The sequence below is a fragment of the Mycolicibacterium septicum DSM 44393 genome (assembly GCF_000455325.1).
Lineage (GTDB): Bacteria > Actinomycetota > Actinomycetes > Mycobacteriales > Mycobacteriaceae > Mycobacterium > Mycobacterium septicum.
The window spans coordinates 2966945-2987942 of sequence record NZ_HG322951.1 but is presented as its reverse complement, the minus strand read 5'-3'; the positions used below and the strand labels follow the sequence as shown (position 1 = coordinate 2987942).

At 66.6% G+C, this 20998-nt stretch carries 19 protein-coding genes and 1 pseudogene; 8 read left to right on the top strand and 12 right to left on the bottom strand.

Annotated elements, in window-relative coordinates:
- Window positions 1–2 precede the first annotated feature (2 nt).
- Window positions 3–2225, top strand: coding sequence for a glycoside hydrolase family 3 C-terminal domain-containing protein (locus TX88_RS14070; RefSeq protein WP_044517566.1), 2223 nt, complete (start codon window positions 3–5; stop codon window positions 2223–2225).
- Here the strand turns inward: TX88_RS14070 and TX88_RS14065 are convergent.
- Complete coding sequence (locus TX88_RS14065; protein ID WP_044517565.1) at window positions 2213–3394, bottom strand: CaiB/BaiF CoA transferase family protein; 1182 nt, start codon at window positions 3392–3394, stop codon at window positions 2213–2215. The genes TX88_RS14070 and TX88_RS14065 overlap by 13 nt on opposite strands.
- Before the next feature lie 55 nt (window positions 3395–3449).
- Here TX88_RS14065 and TX88_RS14060 point away from each other — a divergent pair, with 55 nt between their 5' ends.
- The 4 genes from TX88_RS14060 (at window position 3450) to TX88_RS14045 (ending at window position 7220) form a co-directional block, all read left to right on the top strand.
- Entirely contained in the window at window positions 3450–4589 is a 1140-nt protein-coding gene (locus tag TX88_RS14060; RefSeq protein ID WP_044517564.1) for a phosphotransferase, read from the top strand.
- A gap of 43 nt (window positions 4590–4632) precedes the next feature.
- Window positions 4633–5190, top strand: a complete 558-nt coding sequence (locus TX88_RS14055; RefSeq protein WP_044517563.1) for a TetR/AcrR family transcriptional regulator — start codon at window positions 4633–4635, stop codon at window positions 5188–5190.
- Between the two features lie 138 nt (window positions 5191–5328).
- Window positions 5329–6813, top strand: coding sequence for an aldehyde dehydrogenase family protein (locus tag TX88_RS14050; protein WP_044517562.1), 1485 nt, complete (start codon window positions 5329–5331; stop codon window positions 6811–6813).
- On the top strand, window positions 6813–7220 hold the full coding sequence (locus TX88_RS14045; protein ID WP_044517561.1) for a nuclear transport factor 2 family protein: 408 nt from the start codon (window positions 6813–6815) through the stop codon (window positions 7218–7220). The genes TX88_RS14050 and TX88_RS14045 overlap by 1 nt, the downstream gene beginning before the upstream one ends.
- A gap of 116 nt (window positions 7221–7336) precedes the next feature.
- Here TX88_RS14045 and rlmN read toward each other — a convergent pair whose 3' ends face one another.
- Window positions 7337–8428, bottom strand: a complete 1092-nt coding sequence (gene rlmN, locus TX88_RS14040) for a dual-specificity RNA methyltransferase RlmN (RefSeq protein WP_044517560.1) — start codon at window positions 8426–8428, stop codon at window positions 7337–7339.
- Between the two features lie 13 nt (window positions 8429–8441).
- The gene (locus TX88_RS14035) at window positions 8442–9293 is read right to left on the bottom strand and encodes a LysR family transcriptional regulator (protein ID WP_044517559.1); all 852 of its coding nucleotides are present in this window, start codon (window positions 9291–9293) and stop codon (window positions 8442–8444) included.
- A gap of 197 nt (window positions 9294–9490) precedes the next feature.
- Here TX88_RS14035 and TX88_RS14030 point away from each other — a divergent pair, with 197 nt between their 5' ends.
- Entirely contained in the window at window positions 9491–10441 is a 951-nt protein-coding gene (locus TX88_RS14030; protein ID WP_084622005.1) for a DMT family transporter, read from the top strand.
- Here TX88_RS14030 and TX88_RS14025 read toward each other — a convergent pair.
- The 4 genes from TX88_RS14025 to TX88_RS14010 all read right to left on the bottom strand — a co-directional run bounded on the left by TX88_RS14025 (window position 10352) and on the right by TX88_RS14010 (window position 13391).
- A complete protein-coding gene (locus tag TX88_RS14025) occupies window positions 10352–11206 on the bottom strand; it encodes a phosphatidate cytidylyltransferase (RefSeq protein ID WP_409365860.1) in 855 nt (284 codons plus the stop codon). The two genes, TX88_RS14030 and TX88_RS14025, sit on opposite strands and share 90 nt — an antisense overlap.
- Window positions 11207–11229: 23 nt before the next feature.
- Window positions 11230–11787 carry a ribosome recycling factor gene (gene frr / locus TX88_RS14020; protein WP_044517557.1) on the bottom strand — a complete coding sequence of 186 codons (558 nt, stop codon included), beginning with the start codon at window positions 11785–11787 and terminating at the stop codon, window positions 11230–11232.
- A 15-nt stretch (window positions 11788–11802) separates the two neighbouring features.
- Window positions 11803–12552: a UMP kinase gene (pyrH, locus tag TX88_RS14015; protein WP_044517556.1), complete on the bottom strand. Its 750-nt coding sequence runs from the start codon at window positions 12550–12552 to the stop codon at window positions 11803–11805.
- Window positions 12553–12698: 146 nt separating this feature from the next.
- Window positions 12699–13391, bottom strand: coding sequence for a class I SAM-dependent methyltransferase (locus TX88_RS14010; RefSeq protein ID WP_044517555.1), 693 nt, complete (start codon window positions 13389–13391; stop codon window positions 12699–12701).
- Between the two features lie 36 nt (window positions 13392–13427).
- Here TX88_RS14010 and TX88_RS14005 point away from each other — a divergent pair, with 36 nt between their 5' ends.
- Both TX88_RS14005 and TX88_RS14000 read left to right on the top strand, forming a co-directional pair.
- Window positions 13428–13868 carry a MarR family winged helix-turn-helix transcriptional regulator gene (locus TX88_RS14005; protein ID WP_044517554.1) on the top strand — a complete coding sequence of 147 codons (441 nt, stop codon included), beginning with the start codon at window positions 13428–13430 and terminating at the stop codon, window positions 13866–13868.
- A gap of 74 nt (window positions 13869–13942) precedes the next feature.
- Window positions 13943–15064, top strand: a complete 1122-nt coding sequence (locus TX88_RS14000; protein ID WP_044517553.1) for a glycerate kinase — start codon at window positions 13943–13945, stop codon at window positions 15062–15064.
- 71 nt (window positions 15065–15135) lie between these two features.
- Here the strand turns inward: TX88_RS14000 and TX88_RS13995 are convergent, their stop codons facing one another.
- From TX88_RS13995 to TX88_RS13975, 5 genes and pseudogenes are all read right to left on the bottom strand, one after another.
- Entirely contained in the window at window positions 15136–15591 is a 456-nt protein-coding gene (locus TX88_RS13995; protein WP_044517552.1) for a DUF350 domain-containing protein, read from the bottom strand.
- An 18-nt stretch (window positions 15592–15609) separates the two neighbouring features.
- Window positions 15610–16773: a glutathionylspermidine synthase family protein gene (locus TX88_RS13990; RefSeq protein ID WP_044517551.1), complete on the bottom strand. Its 1164-nt coding sequence runs from the start codon at window positions 16771–16773 to the stop codon at window positions 15610–15612.
- A complete protein-coding gene (locus TX88_RS13985; protein WP_044517550.1) occupies window positions 16774–17328 on the bottom strand; it encodes a hypothetical protein in 555 nt (184 codons plus the stop codon).
- 153 nt (window positions 17329–17481) lie between these two features.
- Window positions 17482–19459 (bottom strand): annotated as a pseudogene (locus TX88_RS13980) (primary-amine oxidase).
- Window positions 19456–20991, bottom strand: a complete 1536-nt coding sequence (locus TX88_RS13975; protein WP_044517549.1) for an APC family permease — start codon at window positions 20989–20991, stop codon at window positions 19456–19458. The pseudogene TX88_RS13980 and the gene TX88_RS13975 overlap by 4 nt, the downstream one beginning before the upstream one ends.
- Window positions 20992–20998 lie beyond the last annotated feature (7 nt).

The window sequence follows — 20998 nt, the reverse complement described above, 5'->3', positions numbered from 1 at the left end:
CGGTGACGGACTCAGCTGATCCCATCGTCGGGCTCGACCTGGCCGAACAAGCCGCGCTGGGCAGCGGCGCAAGCTTCTGGACCACCAAGGCGATCGGCGCGGTGCCCGCGATCGTGCTGACCGACGGCCCGCACGGGGTGCGCAGGCAATCCGGCAGCGCCACAGATCATCTGGGCCTGTCCGGCAGTGAGCCGGCGACCTGCTTTCCGCCCGCGGTCGGACTCAGCCAGACCTGGGATCCCGAATTGGTGGAGCGAGTCGGCCGGGCACTGGGCGACGAAAGTCGCGCACTCGGCGTGCACGTGCTGCTCGGGCCGGGAGTCAACATCAAGCGTGACCCGCGGTGCGGGCGCAACTTCGAGTACTACTCGGAGGATCCGTTGCTCTCGGGGACGCTGGGCGCGGCGTGGGTGCGCGGTGTGCAGAGCCGCGGTGTCGGTGCATCGCTCAAGCACTTCGCGGTGAACAACGCCGAGCACGACCGGATGCGGGCCAGCTCCGACGTCGACGTCCGCACGCTGCGGGAGATCTATCTGCGGACATTCGAGATCGTGGTGCGCCAGGCCCGGCCCTGGACCGTGATGTGTTCCTACAACCGGATCAACGGGGTCTACGCGTCCGAGAACGCCTGGCTGCTGACCACGGTGCTGCGCGACGAATGGGGTTTCGACGGCGTGGTGGTCAGCGACTGGGGCGCGGTGGCGGACCGGGTCGCGGCGGTGGCCGCGGGCCTGGACCTGGAGATGCCCACGACCGGCGGCCTCTCCGACACCGAGGTGGTGAACGCGGTGCGTGCCGGGTCCCTGCACGCGGACGTCGTCACCCGCGCCGCGGGGCGTGTCGCTCGACTGACCCAGCGGGTCACCGAAACAGGCACCACCGCAGGTTCATTCAGTGCTGCCGATATCGATGCGCACCACGAGCTGGCCCGCGAGGCGGCACAGCGGGCCATCGTGCTGTTGAAGAACGACGGCGATCTGCTGCCGCTGGCGCCGTCACCGCTGGCGGTCATCGGCGAGTTCGCCCAACAGCCGAGGTACCAGGGTGGCGGAAGTTCCCACGTGAACCCCACCCGCCTCGACATCCCGCTGGACGAGATCCGCAGGCTCGCAGGCGATCAGCCGGTGAGCCATTGTTCGGGAAGCGATATCGCGGCCGCGGTCAGCGCCGCTGAATCCGCCGAGACCGCAATCTTATTCCTCGGGCTCACCGCCGAAGAGGAGTCCGAGGGCTACGACCGCGAGCACATCGATCTGCCCGCCGCCCAGCTGGATCTGCTCCGTGCCGTGGTCGAGGCCCAGCCCCGTACCGTGGTGGTGCTGTCCCATGGCGGCGTGGTGCGCCTCGACGCTGTCGCGGCCCTGGCCCCGGCCATCGTGGACGGGGCCCTGCTCGGGCAGGCCGGGGGTGGCGCGCTGGCCGATGCACTGTTCGGCGTCGTCAACCCGTCGGGCCGGCTGGCCGAGACCGTGCCGCTGCGACTGCAGGATTCTCCTGCCTACCTCAACTTTCCGTCCGAATCCGGCCATACCGTGTACGGCGAGCGGATCTTCGTCGGCTACCGCTGGTATGACACCCGGGACATCCCGGTGGCGTTCCCGTTCGGCCACGGCCTGTCCTACACCCGGTTCGATTACTCCGGCCTCGAAGTCGACGCCGTCGGCGAGGGACTGTCCGTACGGCTCACGGTGACCAACACCGGCGCCCGGTCGGGCCGTGAGGTGGTGCAGGTCTACGCCGGGCTACCCGGATCCACCGTCGGCAGGCCAGTCCGATGGCTGGCCGGTTTCGCGGCGGTGACGCTCGAACCGGGCGAGCAATGTGCCGTCGAAATCCCGATCGGCCGAAGCGATCTCGCGTACTGGAGCACGACAGCAGGGCGCTGGGTCGTCGAGCCCGGCGACTATGCCGTGTCGGTCGGTGCATCGAGCCGGGACCTGCGGCTGGCCGCGACGGTGACATTGGCCGGCGATGAACCGACCCAGCCGTTCACCCGCGATTCGACCCTGGCCGAGCTGCTCGCCGACCCGGCGGCGGCGCAGACGATTCTCGCGATACTCGGCAGCGTCTCCCCGTTCGGCGCAACCGATTCCGCTTTCGGCAGCAATCTGCTGCGGATGCTGGAATCGGTGCCGATCGGGCGGATGGCCGCATTCTCGGCAGGCAAGATCACCCGCGAGCAGCTCGATGACCTGCTCGCAGGCATCAACGCTCAGCGATCCTGACCACCGCGCAGCTCGGCCAGGATCTCGTCGGTGTGGGCGCCGAGCGCCGGGGCGACCATGCGTGGCTGCCACGGAGTGGCCGAGAAGTCGGCCGGGCTGGACACCATCGGCACCGTCGAAAGTCCGTCGGGGACTTCGACAATGCCGCCCGCGGCGTGGAACTGCTCGTCGGCGATCACGTCGTCGAGACTGTTGATCGGTGACCAGAAGAAGTCGGGTTCCTCGTCGAACAGGGTGGCCCAGTGCTCCATCGGATGCTCGGCGAAGATGGCGTCCAGATCGGCGATCAGCTCGCGGGCGTTGACGTATCGATCACGCGCGGTGGCGAAACGTGCGTCGGTCAGCCAGTCTTCGCGGGCCACCACGCGACACAGTGCGGGCCAGTGCCGGTCCCCCTGCAGGCCGACGATCCAGAACCGTTTCCCGTCACCGGTGGCGTAGTTGTTCATGCACGGGTTGGCCATCGCCTCACGCTGGCCGATCGCGATCTGCTCACCGCTCATCAGCACGGTGTTGAGATCGAAGCTGACGGTGTAGGCGCCCTGGCGGTAGAGCGAGGTGCTGACCAATTGGCCGGTCCCGGTGCGGTTTCGGGCCAGCAGTGCGGCACACACCGCAGCCGCCAGCGTCATCCCCGCGGAGTGGTCCCCCATCCCACCGCGCTGGAACGGCGGGGTGTCCCCGGGCCGGGTGAGCAGGTCGGCAAGCCCGGCGCGGGCCCAGAACGCGGCGACGTCGTAGGCCGCGCGGTCGGCCTCCGGTCCGGTCAGTCCGTATCCGGTGATCAGCCCGTACACCAGGCGCGGATTGCGTGCCGCGACGGTCTCGAAGTCGAGTTCCAGCCGCCGCAACGCTGCGGGCCGCACGTTGGTCAGGAAAACGTCTGCGGTGGAGAGCAATTCGCCTGCGGTGTCCCGCCCCTCGGCGGTACCGAGGTCGAGCACGATGCTGCGCTTGGACCGGTTGTCCATCTCGAAGGGCGGGTTGGCCGCCACGCCCAGGTCCGGATCCAGGCCGAGCATCCGGCCGAAGGTTCTCGCCGGGTCGCCCGACGGTGGTTCGATCTTGATGACGTCGGCGCCCCAGTCGGCAAGGAGCGCTCCGGCCGCCGGTGCGGCAACCCAGACACCCAACTCGACGACCCGAAATCCCTCCATCGGACCCGCCATGCCGCTCCTTCCCGAAACCGCTTTACAATTTGGATCACAATTGTAAACTTGCCGAATGCTCACATCGGCCCGCCGCCTCGTCCCCGCCGCCGGCCTGGCCGCACACATCGGCCACGGCGTGCAACGTATCGCAACCGACGCGGTCATCGGGCGCATGCGGTCACTACCCCGCCGGATCGCCGACCTCGACGCGGCCTACCTATCCGAACTGACCGGGTGCCGCGTCGAATCGGTGTCGGTGGTCGGCGGCGATGCGGGCACGTCGTCACGGGCCCGGCTGGCGCTGTCGGGCACCGGGGTGCCGGAATCGGTCTTCGTCAAGATGCCCGCCGAGACAGGCGCCACCCGGATGATGGGCGAGCTGGGCCGGCTGGGACACACCGAGGTTCGTTTCTACCAGCAGCTGGCCGACGGCCTGCCCGGCGTTCCCCGCGCCTACGGCGCGGCTTTCGACGTCCTCACCGGGCGGTACGTGCTCGTCCTGGAGGACCTGGCACTGAGTCCCTGCGAGTTCCCGGACACCCTGCACCCGCTGGACAAGGACCGGGCCGCCATGACGGTTGAGCTGCTGGCCCGCGTGCACGCCGCATTCTGGGGCCGCCTGCCGCAACGCAGCGGAAGCGGGCCGCTGGGCTGGCTGTACTCGGCATCGGGCGACCACACCTCGTTGATGACCGGCTCCCTGTTGAAGATGTCGACCAAACGACTCGCCGAGAACACCGACATCCCGGTGGCCGACGGCCGGTTCATCGACGAGAACTACCGTGCGGCGGCACAGCTGCTGGACCGCCCGCCGCATACCGTGATGCATGGTGACGCACATCCGGGCAACCTGTTCTTCCGCAACGGCGAGGCGGGCCTACTCGACTGGCAGGCGGTGCGCCGCGGCCATCCGGGCCGCGAGCTGGCATACACCCTGGTCACCTGCATGACCACGGCCGACCGGCAGGCCGCCGAGCGTGACCTGCTCGACGAGTACCGGCGGGCACTCGCCGCGGCGGGCGGCCCGACCCTGGAGCACGACGAATTGTGGGAGCGTTATCGCCTCGGGGCGATCTACGCGTACACCGCACCCGTCATCACCGCCGGACTCGGCGGTATGCAGGACGAAGGCATCGCACTGGAAGGCGCGAGACGGGGCGTGGCAGCTTTGGCAGACCTGGAGACTGTGGCAATACTCAAGAAGTTGCTGTGATGGTCCTACCATTTGGTGAACCACGATCAACCAAGGCCTGGACGTGAATGAACCTGTACCCGCGCAGCGGGACCTATCGCTAGAAGACACCTCGACGCGGAACCGAATCCTGGTCGCGACAGCCGAGGTACTGGCTCGCAGCGGCCAGACCAAATTGAGCCTCTCCGAGGTGGCGCTGCAGGCCGGCGTCTCGCGGCCCACGCTCTACCGCTGGTTCGCCGACAAACAGGAGCTTCTCGCCGCGTTCGGCACCTACGAGCGCGAGATGTTCGACCACGGCATGAGCCGTGCCACCGTCGGCCTGAGGGGCACCGAGAAGCTCGACGCCGCACTGCGTTTCATCGTGCAGTACCAACAGTCGTATTCCGGGGTCCGGCTGGTCGACATCGAGCCCGAGGTCGTGATCGCCCAACTGGCCAACGTCATCCCGCTGATGCGGGCGCGGCTGCTCAAACTCCTGTCGGGCGCCAACGCGCCGGTCAAGGCGGCCACCGCGATCCGGGTCGCGATCTCGCACTACATCGTGCGCAGCGACGACGGCGATCAATTCCTGGCACAGCTGCGCCACGCCGTCGGCATCAGACAGCCCGACACGAACTGATCCGCTTTCTACCGTTCGCCCATCCGTACGTCCCGTCCCGCGCGTCGACGACACTCTACGATCGCAGAGTCTTATCGATCGGTCAATCCTTCCTCCAAAGGGGTGACACGACACGCAATTTTTGTAAAGCTGTCTCCTATGACTCAGGTGCAGAGCGACACCGGCGTGCTCGCCGGTGACGAGCGGATGCTCATCGACGGTGAACTCCAATACACCGGCAGCGGTGCGAAATTCGACGTCATCCATCCCGCCAGCGAGCAGGTGGCCGGCCAGGCGACCGACGGCACGGTGGCCGACATCGAGCGTGCCGTGGGCGCCGCGCGAAGGGCGTTCGACGAAACCGACTGGAGCCGCGACGTCGAGTTCCGCTACCACTGCCTGATGCAGTTGCACGACGCGCTGGAATCCGAGAAGGAGCGGCTGCGCCGGGTGCTGGTCACCGAGGTCGGCTGTCCGGTGACCGTCACGGGCTCACAGATCGAGGACCCGATCGGCGAGGTCAAGCACTGGGCCGAGCACGGGAAGAGCTTCGACTACGTCGTCGACAACGGCGTGCACCAGACCCAGCTGGGGCCGGCGCGGCGCAAGATCGCCTACGAACCCGTCGGCGTGGTCGGCGCGATCACCCCGTGGAACGTGCCGTTCTACCTCAACATCGCCGAGACGGTGCCGGCGTTGATGGCCGGCAACACCGTGGTGCTCAAGCCCGCGCAGCTCACCCCGTGGTCGGGTACCGAGTTGGGCCGCATCGTCGCCGAACACACCGACATCCCGGCCGGCGTGTTCAACGTCGTGGTGGCAGGCGCCAATGAGGTCGGCGCCGCGCTGTCGGCCGACCCGCGGGTGGACATGATCACGTTCACCGGCTCCACCGCGACCGGGCGCGCCATCCTGGCCGCCGGTGCCTCCACGGTCAAGAAGACCATGCTCGAGCTGGGCGGCAAGTCGGCCCACATCGTGCTCGACGACGCCGACTTCAACTCGGCGCTGCCGATCGCGGCGATGATGGCCTGCGTCATGAGCGGGCAGTCCTGCATCCTGCCCAGCCGAATCCTGCTCCCCCGCAGCCGCTACGACGAGGGCCTCGAGCTCCTCAAGGGCGCGATGGAGAACTTCCCCGTCGGCGACCCGTGGACACCGGGCATCATGCAGGGTCCGCAGATCAGCGCGACCCAGCGTGACAAGGTGCTGGGGCTCATCAAATCCGGCATCGATTCCGGGGCACGCCTGGTCACCGGCGGCGGCATTCCGGAGAACCTGCCCACGGGCTACTACACCCAGCCCACCCTGCTCGCCGATGTCGACCCCGATTCGCAGGTCGCGCAGGAGGAGATCTTCGGGCCCGTGCTGACGGCCACCCCGTACGACTCCGACGACGAGGCCGTCGCCATCGCCAACAACTCCATCTACGGCCTGTCCGGCGAGGTTTCGTCCGGGGACGTGGACCGGGCCTTCGCCATCGCGCGACGCATCCGCACCGGCAACGTCACGATCAACAGCCGCAGCCACTTCGGCATCAACAGCCCGTTCGGCGGCTCCAAGCAGAGCGGCCTGGGCCGGCGTAACGGCGAGGAAGGCTTCAAGGAGTACTTCGAGTCCAAGACCATCGGGATGCCCGAGTAGTGAGCGAGCATTCGGAGATCTCGGCCCTGCTGTACCGCTACGCCCGGGCAGTCGACTCCAAGGACTGGGAGCTGTACCGGTCGGTGTTCACCGAGGACGCGCACATCGACTACTCGTCGGCGGGCGCCGTCGTGGGCACGCGTGACGAGGTGGTCGACTGGTTCGCCGCGAACTTCGAGGTGATGCCGTGGACGATGCACTACATCACCAACATCGAGATCCTCGAAACCACGGGGGACACCGCGAGCGTGCGGGCGATGTTCTACAACCCCATGCAGCTGCCGGGGATGGCGGAGATCAGTGCATGCGGCGGGTACTACCACCACGAACTGGTGCGCGCGCCCGACGGTTGGCGCAGCCGCAGCCTGCGCGAGGAGAATCTCTGGTTCACCAACCCGCCGGGGTAGGCCGGCTGCCGAGACTGCCTGCAGCTCATCGAGACTGCGTACAGATCGCTATTTTCCGCGAAGACGCGATCTGGGCGCAGTCTCGGTGATCTGGGCGCGGTCTCGGCGCAGAAAGCTCAGCCCTCGGCGGCCAGCTGGCCACAGGCCGCGGCGATCTCACGCCCCCGGGTATCGCGCACCGTGCACGAGACTCCCTTGGCCTGAACGCGTTTGACGAACTCCCGCTCCACCGGTTTGGGACTGGCGTCCCATTCACTGCCCGGTGTCGGGTTGAGCGGAATGAGGTTGACGTGCACCAGCTGCCCCAGCTTGGCGTGCAGCTTCTTGCCGAGAAGGTCTGCGCGCCAAGGCTGATCGTTGACATCGCGGATCAGCGCGTACTCGATGGACACCCGCCGTCCGGTGACATCGGCGTAGTACCGCGCGGCATCGAGAACCTCGTCGACCTTCCACCGGTTGTTCACCGGCACCAGTGTGTCGCGTAGTTCGTCGTCGGGGGTGTGCAGGGAAACGGCCAGGGTGACACCGAGGCGCTCGTCGGCCAGTTTCCGAATGGCCGGGGCCAGCCCCACCGTCGACACCGTCACCGAGCGGGCGCTGATCCCGAAACCGTTCGGCGGCGGGGCGATGATGCGCTTGACGGCCGCCAGCACCCGGTTGTAGTTGGCCAACGGCTCACCCATGCCCATAAAGACGATGTTGGACAGCCGCCCGTCATGCTCCAGCCGCATGGCCGACGACGCGGAGCGGACCTGTTCGAGGATCTCGCCGGTGGACAGGTTGCGCATCAGACCGCCCTGGCCGGTGGCACAGAACGGGCAGGCCATGCCGCAGCCGGCCTGCGACGAGATGCACACCGTGTTGCGCTGCGGATAGCGCATCAGCACCGATTCGAATGTCGTGCCGTCCACCGCGCGCCACAGCGTCTTGCGGGTCTCACCCGCGTCGCACTGGATCTGCTTCACCGGATCGATCAGCGCCGGGAACAGTGCCTCGGCCACCTGATCCCGCACGGCGGCGGGCAGGTCGGTCATCTGCTTCGGATCGGCGATCAGGCGGCCGTAGTACTGATTGGCCAGCTGCTTGGCACGAAATTTCGGCAGACCCAGCTCCGTGACGGCAGCAGCACGGCCGTCCTCGTCGAGGTCGGCAAGGTGCCGCGGCGGCATGCGGCGACGCGGGGCTTCGAAGACCAATTCCTGCTTCATGTCTTTTCCAGTATCAGGCTTGTCCGGCGAGAACGTCGTGAACAGTCCGCTCAACAGTGTCCAGGACACCGGTGTCCACCCCGGCGCGGCCGCGGACGAACACCGATGCGCGGCTGGCCGGGGGCAGCCCCTCGGCCAGACACAGCCCGTCGGGTAGTCGGCCGATCATCGGCAGCAGTGCCACGCCCAGGCCGGAACGCACCGCTGCGAACAGGCCGGACAGGTTCGCGGATTCGGCGGCGATGCGGTAGTCGGTCCCGCATCGGTCGAGCGTGGCGAACGTGGGTTCGCGCAAGGTGCAGGGTTCGGAGAACATCACCACCGGCAACGGCTGGTTCACGCCGGTGCCGAAGCCGCGGCCCGAAACCCACTTCAGCGCAAGCGTTCCGGAGGCGTGAGCGGGATCCATTCCGGAGCCGTCGAGCATCACGGCCAGATCGACCAGACCGTGTTCGAGGGCGTCGGCGAGCATGACATTGCGGTCGAGGCGAAACCGCAGCCGCCAGTTGGGCAACCGCTCGCCCAGCGCCGCGGTGAGGGCGGGCAACATGACGTCGGCGCCGTGCTCGGTGGCGCCGATCAGCAGCACTTGTTCTTCGGCCGCACCGAGATCGATCAACGCCGCGTCGTGAGCGGCAAGGATGCCCCGGGCGTGACCGAGAACGCGATGCCCCAGTTCGGTGAAGGCGACACCGCGGCCGGACCGTTCGACGACGGGACCGCCGACGACGGCCTCGATTCGCCGTACATGCTGACTGACGGCGGACTGCGTCATGTGCAACACCGCGGCGGCGCGGTGAAACCCACCACAGTCCGCCACCGCCACCAGACTGCGCAGCGGTGCGATATCCAGCACCTGACCCATGCGGCCAACGTACTCCGATCAGCGCTTACGATCAAAAACCAGGCGTTTCCTTCTATTCACCGAGTTATTCCGCCTTATTGATTAGCATCAACGATCAATCGCGATTGCCGATAATCGTTGGACCGCACATGGGGAGCTCACCCACCATTGGCGTCATGGCGCCCACTCCCCTGCGCACGCACGGAGCAATCCAGCCGATGCCGATGCGCACGGCGACGACCGTGACGTTCTTCTACGCCCTGGGCTATCCGATCGGCAACCTCGCGGTGCACGCGCTCTCCCCGATGGCGGTGTTGGCCTTCCGGTTCGGGCTCGCGGGCCTGTTCCTCGGGACGTGGGCAGCGCTGGCCCGGGTCGGCTTTCCCACCGGGCGCAAGCTGCTCCACGTCGCGGTGGCGGGTCTGCTCATGCAGGCCGTGCAGTTCTGTGCCCTGTACATCGCGATTCAGCATGGCGCCCCGGCGGTGCTGTGCGCGGTCGTCATCGCGATGAACCCGGTCGCGACCGCACTGCTGGCCGCGGTTTTCCTGCGCGATCGGTTGACGCCGCGCCGGGTGCTCGCCTTGGGGCTCGGCGTCGCCGCCGTGCTGGCGGCCTGCGCGACGCGACTGATGGCCTCTGGCGGAATCGACCCCGCGGTCGGATTGCTGTTGGTCGCGCTGCTCGGCCTGGCCGCCGGCGGGGTGTATCAACAGCGGTTCTGCTCCGATGTCGACTTCCGGGCCTCGACGTCCGTGCAGAACGCCGTCGCGTTCATCCCTGCCTTGGCGCTTGCGCTCACCACACCGGTCGAGGTGCACGACGTCACCAAGGCGGTGCTGGCGGTGGCCGGCGTGGTGCTGCTCAACGCAATGCTCGGGGTGTCGCTGTACGTGCGGGCCATCAATCTGCACGGCGCCTCGGCGGTCGCGATGCTGTTCTGCGTCATTCCCGCAGTCGCAGGGGTGTTGTCCTGGTTCATGCTCGGCGAGCGGGTGAACCTCGGTATCGCCGCGGGACTGGTCCTGGGTGCGGTCGCATGCTGGCTGAACGCGTCAGGCGCACGCAGCGACCGCAACCTACGCGAGCAGCGTCAGAACGATCCAGCCGACGACAGCGGACGGCAGCATCGCGTCGATGCGGTCCATGATCCCACCGTGGCCCGGTAGCAGCGTGCCCATGTCCTTGATCCCGAGGTCCCGCTTGATCTGCGATTCGACCAGGTCACCGAGCACGCCGGTGATGACCAGCAGCAAGCCCAGCGGCACGCCGACCCACGCGGGCTTGTCCAGCAGGAACGCCACCGACACAACGGCTGCGGTGATGCCGAACACCAGCGAACCGCCGAGGCCCTCCCAGGACTTCTTGGGACTGATCGCCCGCGCCAGCAGGTGTTTGCCGAACAGGACGCCCGCGACATAGCCGCCGATGTCGGCGAACACGACCGTCACGATGATGGTGAACACCCGGGCTCCGCCGTGGTCGGCGAAGATCAGTAGCGCGGTGAAGGCCGCGAACAACGGCACCCAGGTGGCGAGCAGGATCGTGGCGGCGATATCGCGCAGGTAATTGACCGGTTGCTGGTCCAGACCCTGTCCGACGAGACGCCACACCATGCAGACGACGATGGTGCCTCCGAAGGCGCCCAGCAGACCGGCTGCCCCGAACGGCCAGGTCAACCAGATCATCGCCTGGCCACCGAGTAGCAGCGGGACGGCGGGCAACGCGTAACCGTGTTCGCGCAGCCGTCGGATCACCTCATGGGTGGCGATGGCGATGGCCACCGCGAGCAACGGCAGCCACCAGATCGGCGCGAACAAGAGGGTCCCGATCGCCAACGCGCCGAGGACGACGCCGACGGCGATGGCGGCCGGGAGATCACGGCCGGCCCGGGATTGTTTTTTCTGCGGTTCTCCGACCGGTGTGTTTGTCACGAAAGGTATTTGCTGATCGGCCACTAGACCTCCAGCAGTTCGCCTTCCTTGTGCTTGACCAGGTCGTCGATCTGGCTGGTGTAGGTGTGCGTGGTCTTGTCCAGGTCCTTCTCGGCCCGTCCGACCTCGTCCTCGCCTGCCTCGCCGTCCTTCTTGATCCGGCTGAGCTCTTCCATGGCCTTGCGGCGGATGTTGCGCACGGACACCTTGGCGTCCTCGCCCTTGGACTTGGCCTGCTTGACCAGGTCGCGGCGACGCTCCTCGGTGAGCTGCGGGATGGAGATCCGGATGATGCTTCCGTCGTTGGTCGGATTGACGCCGAGGTCGGAATGGCGGATCGCGTCCTCGATCGGCTTGAGCTGCGACGCCTCGTAAGGCTTGATGACGACCATGCGCGCCTCGGGAACGTTGATGCTCGCCATCTGCGTGATCGGCGTCATCGCCCCGTAGTAGTCGATGTTGATACGGGAGAACATGCCAGGGTTGGCCCGGCCGGTCCGAATGGTGGACAGGTCGTCACGGGCCACACTCACGGCCTTTTCCATCTTCTCTTCAGCGTCGAAGAGAGTTTCGTCGATCACGTCGGCTTCTCCCGTTTAGGTGGTGACCAGTGTTCCGATCTTCTCACCCGCCACCGCGCGGGCGATATTGCCTTCGGTGAGCAGGTTGAACACCAGCATCGGCATCCGGTTGTCCATGCACAAACTGAAGGCGGTGGCATCGGCGACCCGCAGGCCGCGATCGATGACCTCGCGATGGCTGACCTCGGTGAGCAGCTCGGCGTCCGGATCCTCACGCGGATCGGCGGTGTAGACGCCGTCGACGGCCTTGGCCATCAGTACGACGTCGGCCCCGATTTCCAGGGCCCGCTGCGCAGCGGTCGTGTCGGTGGAGAAGTACGGAAGGCCCATGCCGGCACCGAAAATGACGACGCGACCCTTTTCGAGGTGCCGCACGGCCCGCAACGGGATGTACGGCTCGGCGACCTGACCCATGGTGATGGCGGTCTGCACGCGGGTGTCGATGCCTTCCTTCTGCAGGAAGTCCTGCAGCGCAAGGCTGTTCATCACGGTCCCGAGCATGCCCATGTAGTCGCTGCGGGTGCGTTCCATCCCGCGCTGCTGCAGCTGGGCGCCGCGGAAGAAGTTGCCGCCGCCGATCACGACCGCGACCTGGACCCCGCTGCGCACGACAGCGGCGATCTGGCGGGCTACCTGATGCACGACGTCGGGGTCGAGACCGACCTCGCCGCCGCCGAACATCTCTCCGCCAAGCTTCAGCAGAACCCTCGTATAGAAGGGACGAATGGGTGCTGCGCCCTCGCCGGCGACATTCGGATCCGCCATCGGTCTCCTCGGCACTCCTCGCATGTAGAGAGCCACCCGGGTTACCCCTGGACGGCCTCTCTATCCTGCCCTATGGCGGGCAGCACACCTAGCGGGGGGAGCCCTCGCGGACCGAGTGTCGCCGGCGGACGCAGGTCAGCTGGCAGCTACCCGAGGTGCGCCTGAAGCAGCCAGGCCGCGATCGATTTGCGGTCGTTGGCCTCGTCGCGGAGGTCCATCCCGGCGAAATCGGCAAAGTTGGCGAATTCCGCTGGCACGTGGGCGTGGATGCGGGCCGGCCGGACATCGTCGATCACCCAGTACTTGCCGACGACCTCGCGCAATTCGTCCTCGCTGACCGGATTGGCAGGCCCGGTGTCGCCCATCGTCCCCTTGTCGAACACCAGCACGAAGTAGGACGCGCCGGGCGCCGCGGCCCGCACGATCGACTGCTGGTAACCGTCGCGAAGTTCCACCGGCATGGAGTGGAACAGCGTGCTGTCGACGATGGTGCCGAAACGACCGTCGTAGCCGGTGAACGCGCTGATGTCGGCGACTTCGAAGCTGGCGTTGGTCAGGCCCCGCTTGGCGGCCTCGGCCCGGGCCAATTCGATCGCCGTGGCCGACTGATCGAGCCCGACGGTGGTGAATCCCCGTTCCGCCAGGTCCAGGGCGGTGGCCGCTTCACCGCAACCGGCGTCCAGCACCTCCCCGTGGAACTTGCCCTCGGCGATCAGGGCCGCGATCTCGGGCTGCGGTTCGCCGATGCTCCACGGCGGGCGCACCCCGGCGAACTCGGGAGCCTCACCGCGGTAAGCCGATTCGAACATTGCGTCAGACATTTCGCTTGGTGTGGTCATACGTCCGGTATATCAACCTGGTTGATATGTGTCAATATGCTTGATATGAACTCCGATACTGGGGGCGTCCTGGCGGAACAGCCACTCGGGTACCTGATGTATCGCGTGGTCGCCGTGCTGCAGCCCAAGGTCGCCGCACAACTGCAGCCGCTCGGGCTCACGCTGCCCGAATTCGTCTGCCTCCGACTGCTGTCCATGGCCCCTGGTCAGTCCAACGCGGAACTCGCGCGCCACACCAACGTCTCACCGCAGGCCATGAACAACGTGCTGCGCGGACTGCAGGATCGCGGCGCGGTACGCAGACCCGCCACCGTGGACTCCGGACGGGCGCTGCCGGCGGAGCTGACTGCCGAGGGAACCGCCTTGCTGAAACGGGCCGAAGCCGCGGTGCTGGCCGCCGAGGACGAGGTGCTCGAAGGGCTCGACGCCGAGCAGCGACGCGAACTCAAGCGGCTCCTGGCCCATGCCGTGACGTGAACTCCCCCGGGCCGGCCCGAGGCGGTCCGCTACGGCGCGCCGCGCGGCCCCACAGTGGGTAATGTCGCCAGCCAATGAAGATCGTGCTGGCCCCGGACTCCTTCAAGGAGTCGATGACCGCGTCGCAAGCGGTGGCGGCGCTGCGCGAAGGTGTCCGGTCGGCACTTCCCGACGCCGAGTGCATCGGGGTACCGATGGCCGACGGCGGTGAAGGCACCGTGGATGCCGTCGTCGATGCACTCGGCGGCGATGGCGTCACGGTCGAGGTCAGCGATCCGCTCGGACGCCCGGCGCGCGCCACCTATGGCTACGTCGCCGAACACCGCCTGGCCGTGATCGAGATGGCCAGCGCCTCCGGCCTGGAGCTGGTGGCACCGGCAGACCGGGACATCCTGCGCGCCAGCACATTCGGAGTCGGACAACTCATCATCTCGGCGCTGGATCAGGGCGCGACCGAGTTGTTGATCGGGATCGGCGGTTCGGCGACCAATGACGGTGGAGCCGGCATGCTCGCGGCCCTGGGCGTGTCCTTCACCGATGCCGACGGCGCCGCACTGCCGCCCGGTGGTGCGGCACTGGCCCGGCTGGAGCACATCGATGTCTCGGGGATGGATCCCCGACTGGCCGATGTCCGGGTCCGGATCGCGTCCGACGTCACCGCGCCGCTGCTCGGAACCGGTGGTGCCAGTGCGATTTTCGGCCCGCAGAAGGGGGCAACTCCCGACGATGTCGAGGTGCTCGAAGCCGCGCTGACCCGGTTGGTGGAGGTGACCGGCACCGCACTCGGCCATGCCCGGCCCGAACGCCCGGGGTCCGGTGCCGCGGGCGGCCTCGGCTTCGGACTGCTGGAGTTCCTTGCCGCCGACTGCGCTCCCGGTGTCGAAGTGATCGCCCAGACCGTCGGACTGGAGCAGTCCCTGACCGGGGCGGACTGGGTGTTCACCGGCGAAGGCAGCGTCGACGCCCAGACCATGTTGGGAAAGACACCGTTCGGTGTCGCCCAGGTGGCTGCGCGCACCGGCGCCCGGGTGGTGATCTTCGCCGGCCGGGTGGCCCCCGACGCCGACGTACTCCTGGACAACGGCGTCGACAAACTGGTGGCGATCACCGCGCCGGGCACCCCGCTGGATCAGGCCTTGCGTGACGGCCCGGCCGCCTTGACCCGGGCGGCCGCCGAAGTCTGCCGCACCTTCTAGAGCGAGCAGACGCATAGGTACCCGAAATCGCGCGATGTGGGGTACCTACACGTCTGCTCGCGCAGCGAAAACTAGAGAATCGCCGCCGCGATGATCAAGCCGAAGGCCACGTAGGAAGCCGTCACAACCAGGACCTGCGGGGTGAACTTTTCGGAGGCCAGGACGCCGCCGATGTCGATCCCCTTGATCGCGCCGACCAGCCGGACCGAGAACGCCTGGGCCGCAATGCCCAACAGGCCGAACACCAGCGTGGTGATCAGGCCCTGGATCAGGTCGCCCGACGAACTGTAGATGGCCAGCACGACGATGAATGCCATCGACACCACGCCGGAGGCCGCCACCGCGGCGGCGTTGGGACGCCCGGCCTGCACCAGGGTCCGCAACGGACCCGGCGTGGTCCAGTCGATCACGTAGAAACCCAGGACCATCAGCGCCACACCGACAATCGAGTACAGCACGATCGCCGACACCCCGTGACCGAGGACCGACCAGTAATCAGAGCCGAGCGCAACCAGAGTGGTTGTCATAGGGGTATTCCTTCCAGGTCACTGCGGGATGCGGTGTGGCACAAAGGCAGCGCCGTTGTCGGTGACGAGACCGGAGGTCTCGCGGATCCCGAGTCCGGCGGATTCGTCGCCGACGATCCACGCGCCCAGCGCGGGGCGCATGTCGTCGAATTGCGGTAGCGGATCGAGCAACTGGTACACGTAGCCCTCTTCGCCGTACACACCGCCGGTCTCGGTCTCGAACCCGGGACCGACGATGGTGATGTTGGCACCCTCACGCCCAAGTTTGGGTTTGCGCACATACTCGGTCAGCTCGTGCGGGTCATCGACGTAGGCGGGCAACAGGTTCGGGTGCCCGGGATACATCTCCCACAGCACCGCCAGGATCGCCTTGTTGCTCAACAACGTCTTCCACAGCGGTTCCACCCACATCGTGGCGGGCATCTGCTCGACCGCCCTGCGACCGAAATCGTCGTCGAGCATCCACTCCCAGGGATAGAGCTTGAAGATCGAGTCCATGGGCGCTTCCGCGAGGTCGACGAACCGGTCGAGGTCAGCGTCGAACCCGATGTCCTCGATCGCCAGGCCCACGGTGTTCAGGCCGGCCTCGGCCGCGCATTCCTGCAGGTAGGCGACCGTCACATGATCCTCGCCGCTGAGCTCGGCGCCTGACCAGGTGAAGTACGTCTCGGCCCCCGGCAGGCGGTCCCGGATCTCGCCCCAACGGGCAACCAGCTTCTCGTGCAACGAGTTCCACTGATCGTCCTCCGGATAGACGTCCGTCTTCCAGTGCCACTGCAGGATCGCCGCCTCCAGCAGTGTGGTCGGGGTGTCGGCGTTGTACTCCAGCAGCACCGGCGGTCGGCGACCGTCGTAGCGAAGATCGAAGCGGCCGTACAGATGCGGATCACTGCGCCGCCAGGACTTCTCGATGTGCTCCCAGCTCCATTCGGGAAGCCCGAAGTCGCGGTAACGCTCGGTCAGTACGACGTTCTCGACGGCCTCAAGACACATCGAGTGCAGCACCTCGACGGAGGCCTCGATCGACAGCACCTCGTCCATGTCGAAGACGTAGTGCACCGACTCGTCCCAGTACGGGCGGTCGGCACCGGTCGCGTCGCGCGCCGGGGTCCCGTAGCACATCCCCTGGTCAGCGACGATCTGTTCCCAGCCGGCTCGCGGGGAACTACGTTGACGGCGCATTCAGCTCCCCGAGCTCTTGCCGTAGCTCGACGACGAACCGAAGCCGCCACGCGAGATCGACGTCCCCGACTTGGTCTTGGCCGTGGTGCCCTTGGGCTGTTCGATGGTCCCGCCCCGGGCAATGGTGCCCACCCCGCCGCTGTTGCCGCCGTAGTAGTACCGGTACGGCGAGCCCAGGTAGATGAACGTGCCCCCGGAACCGCTGTGGCCACTGGAGCAGTACGAATCGGGCACCACCTCGTTGGTGCCCTCCTTGACGCACGAGGCCGCGATTTCCTCTTTGTGCAGCAGGTGGTAGCCGAGTGCGATCACCCCGACGACACCGACCACTGCCACCGAGCCCATCAGGACCTTCTTGCCGGTGGCGGCGCGACGTTCGCGCTGCTCCTCCTGCTGCCTCGCCCACTCCTCGGCGGCCTCGCGCGCCTTCTGCGCCTTGTCTCGCTGGCGCGCCTCGGCCACCGTAGGCGGCCGCGGCGTGGTCGTAGCCGGATCCTGCCAACGTATCGATCCCCGAACGTCCTCGCTCGGCTGCTCGTCTGGCCCAGACGTCATTCACACCCCCGCAAACTCCAACACCTGCCGGTCATCATAAGAGCAAGCTGGCACTCGCCGCCCCGGCAGTTGACGAAATGTCCGCGCGAGCAGGCGCGGGCGCCCCCGATTCACTGGTGTCCGGGGGCGTCCGCGCCTGTCAGTGGCCGTGACTCAGTGGTGGTGGCACGCCGCCGGCGGTGAGGGCGGAACATCCAGTGCCGGGTTGCCGTCGAAGAATCCCACCGGTTTGAGCTTGAAGCCCGTGTAGTGGCACGGCATCACCGGCCAGTCCTCCGGGCACACCACATGGTGGGCACCCACGGTGTACCAGAGCACCACATCGGTGTCGTCCAGCGGCGCGTCGTCGGCGACATATTCCGGCAGGCCCTGGGCATCCGCGGATTGATACATGTAGTCCCCCGCGGCGTAGAGCTCTCTCGGGTCGTAGCGGGTGACCCACAGGTTGTGCTGGACGAACCTGGCCCGGTCGTAGATCACCGACCCCTCCTGCACCATCACCGGGACGATGTCCTTGGGCATCAGCTTGTAGCCGACCGGCGCGCCGAACTCGTTGAGCTTTGGAGGGGTTGACCACCTTCCAGTACCGGCCGGTCGAGTACTCCCAGTCCCGGGCTCCTTCGGACTCCGAGGCCACCAGCGTGTCCCGGGTGATCCAGGCGTTGTGATGGGGGTTCAGCTCCGGGTTCGGCTCGGGGATCGAATCCACCTCGTACACACTGTTTCCCGGGCCGTCGATGCTCATGTCCATGCGGAAGTTGAAGAAGTGCTGATGGTTGGGGCCGTACATCCCGGGTGCCACCATCTTGCCCCAGCGCGGCGTCTCGCCGTCGGGCACCGCACCGGTGGTCAGCACCCCGGTGAGTTTGACCTCCATCTCGATGGACGCATCGTTGTAGAAGTACCAGAAGAAGCCGTACTCATAGTTGCCGACGGTGCAGATCATCGAGATCACCAACCGCCGGGACCGCCGAACCTCGACCTCCCCGGTGCGGAAATCGGTGTGCTTCCAGGAGATCCCGTAGTCCTCCTCGTGCATGCAGATGGCATTGGGGATGGTGACGGCGTTGCCGCTGGAGTCGTTGACCGTACCGTCGAAGTAGAAGATCTCACCGAGACAGTCACAGCCAAGGGTCAACGGGTTGGCCGAGAAGCCCATCCCCACCTCACCCATGTCGAAGACGTTCTTGTTCCAGTGCGTCGGCGACGAATCACCGTATGGCACCACCATTTCCGACAGTGCGGCGCGATACATGATGGGCCGGACCTCGCCACGGTCGGTGTAGGTCACCTCGTGCAGCACCAGGCCCTCGCGGGGGTTGAAGCCGACCCGCATCGACCATTTCTGCCAGGTGACGTTCCATCCGTCGACGGTGAAACTGGGCCCGTGCGGTTGGGTGATGTCGATGGTCTTGACGTCGTCACGGAACTGCGTGAACGCGGGCCGGTTGTCGGGCGTGAACATGAACTGCCCGGAGTAGTTGCCGCCCTTGGCCGGTAACGGGACCGTGCCGTGGTCCTCGATGTCGATGATCTCCATGTTGTCCAGGTCGAACGTGACGATCAGGCCTTCGACGGGCCGCGCGTAGCCGTTCTCCGACGGTGCCGCGCGCATGAAGGTCAGCGGCCGGCAGATCAGCGGCGAGTTCTCGTAGTGATCCTGCGCACCGTAGTAACCGGCCGGCCACGGGTCGATCATCGCCAGGCTGAAATCGGTGACACCCCGTTTGCGCATGGCCTCCTGCCATCGCGGGTCCTCCCGCACCTTCTCCTCCACCCCTGTCATGTGTTCGACGAGATAGGACGGGAACCGGCCGGGAATCGGGGTCCACGAGTCGATCACCCTCGCGTCGAGGTCGACGACAGCCTCATAGATCAGCTTGGCGGCACCGTCGTACATCGTCACGAACGCCTGCCGCGGCACCTCGGTCACGTCCGCGAAGGACAGCGCGGCAGTCTTGGCCGGCTCGGCCAGCTGGATCATGACGAATTTCAATGTCGTTGTGGCGTAGTCTGATCCGATGATGACGGCCGCGGCCGCTTCGATCTCTGCACCGGTCAGCGGATCGAGCGGATAGCGGCTGGTGGCGTCGGTCGACTCGGCAGGCACCAGGGTGCTGTCCATGGTCATCTGGGGGAATCCTCCTTGGTTGCGGTCGAGTCGTCGGCGGTGAGGTCGAACACCGCGAGATGGGCCAGGGCATCTTCCTGCGAGACCTTGTGCGCCGAGCGGCGGCCGAAGATGTAGACCACCAGCCCGAGTGCGAACATGCCGACACTGATGCTGCCGACCCACTTCATCCACTCGGCGTCCCCGACCCCGGCACTGGTGAGCCACGATTTCGCGAACGAGTAGTAAACGCCGCCGATGGTGCCGAGGGTGCCAACGATCACGGTGATCCAGACGCCGACCATGCCGCCGGGGATGCGCCAGAACGTCTCGTTCTCATAGCGATCCGCGTACTTCTTCCGGGCGATGACGACCGGGATCAGGAAGAAGAAGCCCGAGAGCAGCCACACGGTCGACAGGCCGCCCTGGAGGAAGATCGTCGTGTTGACCAGGCTGCTCTGCGAGTACAGGCCGACCAGGATCAGCGATGAGATCACCCCCTGGATCAGGATGGCGGACACCGGATTACGGGTGCGCGGGTTGAGGTGGGTGAAGATGCGCGGCAGGTGCCGCTCCAGCCCGGAGACGAAGATCAATCGTGAGTAGGCCACCTGATAGGTCATCAGCGCGACGACGATGATCAAGGCGAGCACGACTGCGCAGATTTCCATCAGCCCGGGGAATCCCGCGACGTCCAGCATGCCGATGACACCCGTCACGGCGTCGATCTCCGCGGTGGGCAACGCCATCATCGTGCCCAGCGTTGTCAGCAGGTAGATGGCGACCAGCGCCGCCGAACCCCACAGGATCATTCGCGGGCCGCTCTTGCGCACCGACAGGAACTCCGCGCCCATGTTGTACGGCGTCTCCACACCGAGCAGATAGAGCAGCACAGTGCCGTACAGGAAGCCCGATTCCGCGAAGTTGGGAATCGTCGCCTCGGACCAGCTGAACGGTGTTGCCGAACCGTGCTTCACGGCGAAGAGCGCGCCCGAGAAGAAAATCGTCAGCGCGAGGATGCCGAACACCACGAAGACGACGTTCATTATCCGTTGGTTGGCGGAGAGTTTCGCCAGTGCCAGGCCGACAACCGTCCACAGGATCACCAGCTGCAGGATGACGCTCGTCATCACGCCGAGTTCGGTGTGGAAGGCCAGCAACAGGAATGAGAGGACCACCGCGGGCGATGACGCGGCGTTGAGGATCACCGGCACCCACGACAGGTACCCGCCGATGAATCCCCAGGTCTCCCCCATCGTCCGGGTGGCCCAGATGTAGACACCACCCTGCCCGGGCCACAGGTTGCCCAGTTCCACCACGGCCATGCCGGCAGGGACCAGGAAGGTGAGGATGCCCAGCACCCACATGGGGATGGCGGTCCATCCACCTGTCGCCATCACCGAGGAGCCGGTGATCCAACAGATGATGAAGACATAGGCCGCGGTCAGGCCGAAGGTGCTCATCACCTTGGGCAGGATCTGTTCGGGGACCAACTCGGTCGTCATCAGCTTGTCACGCTCTGACGGCGCCGCGGCCTCCAGTTCTTGAGTCATTGAGTTC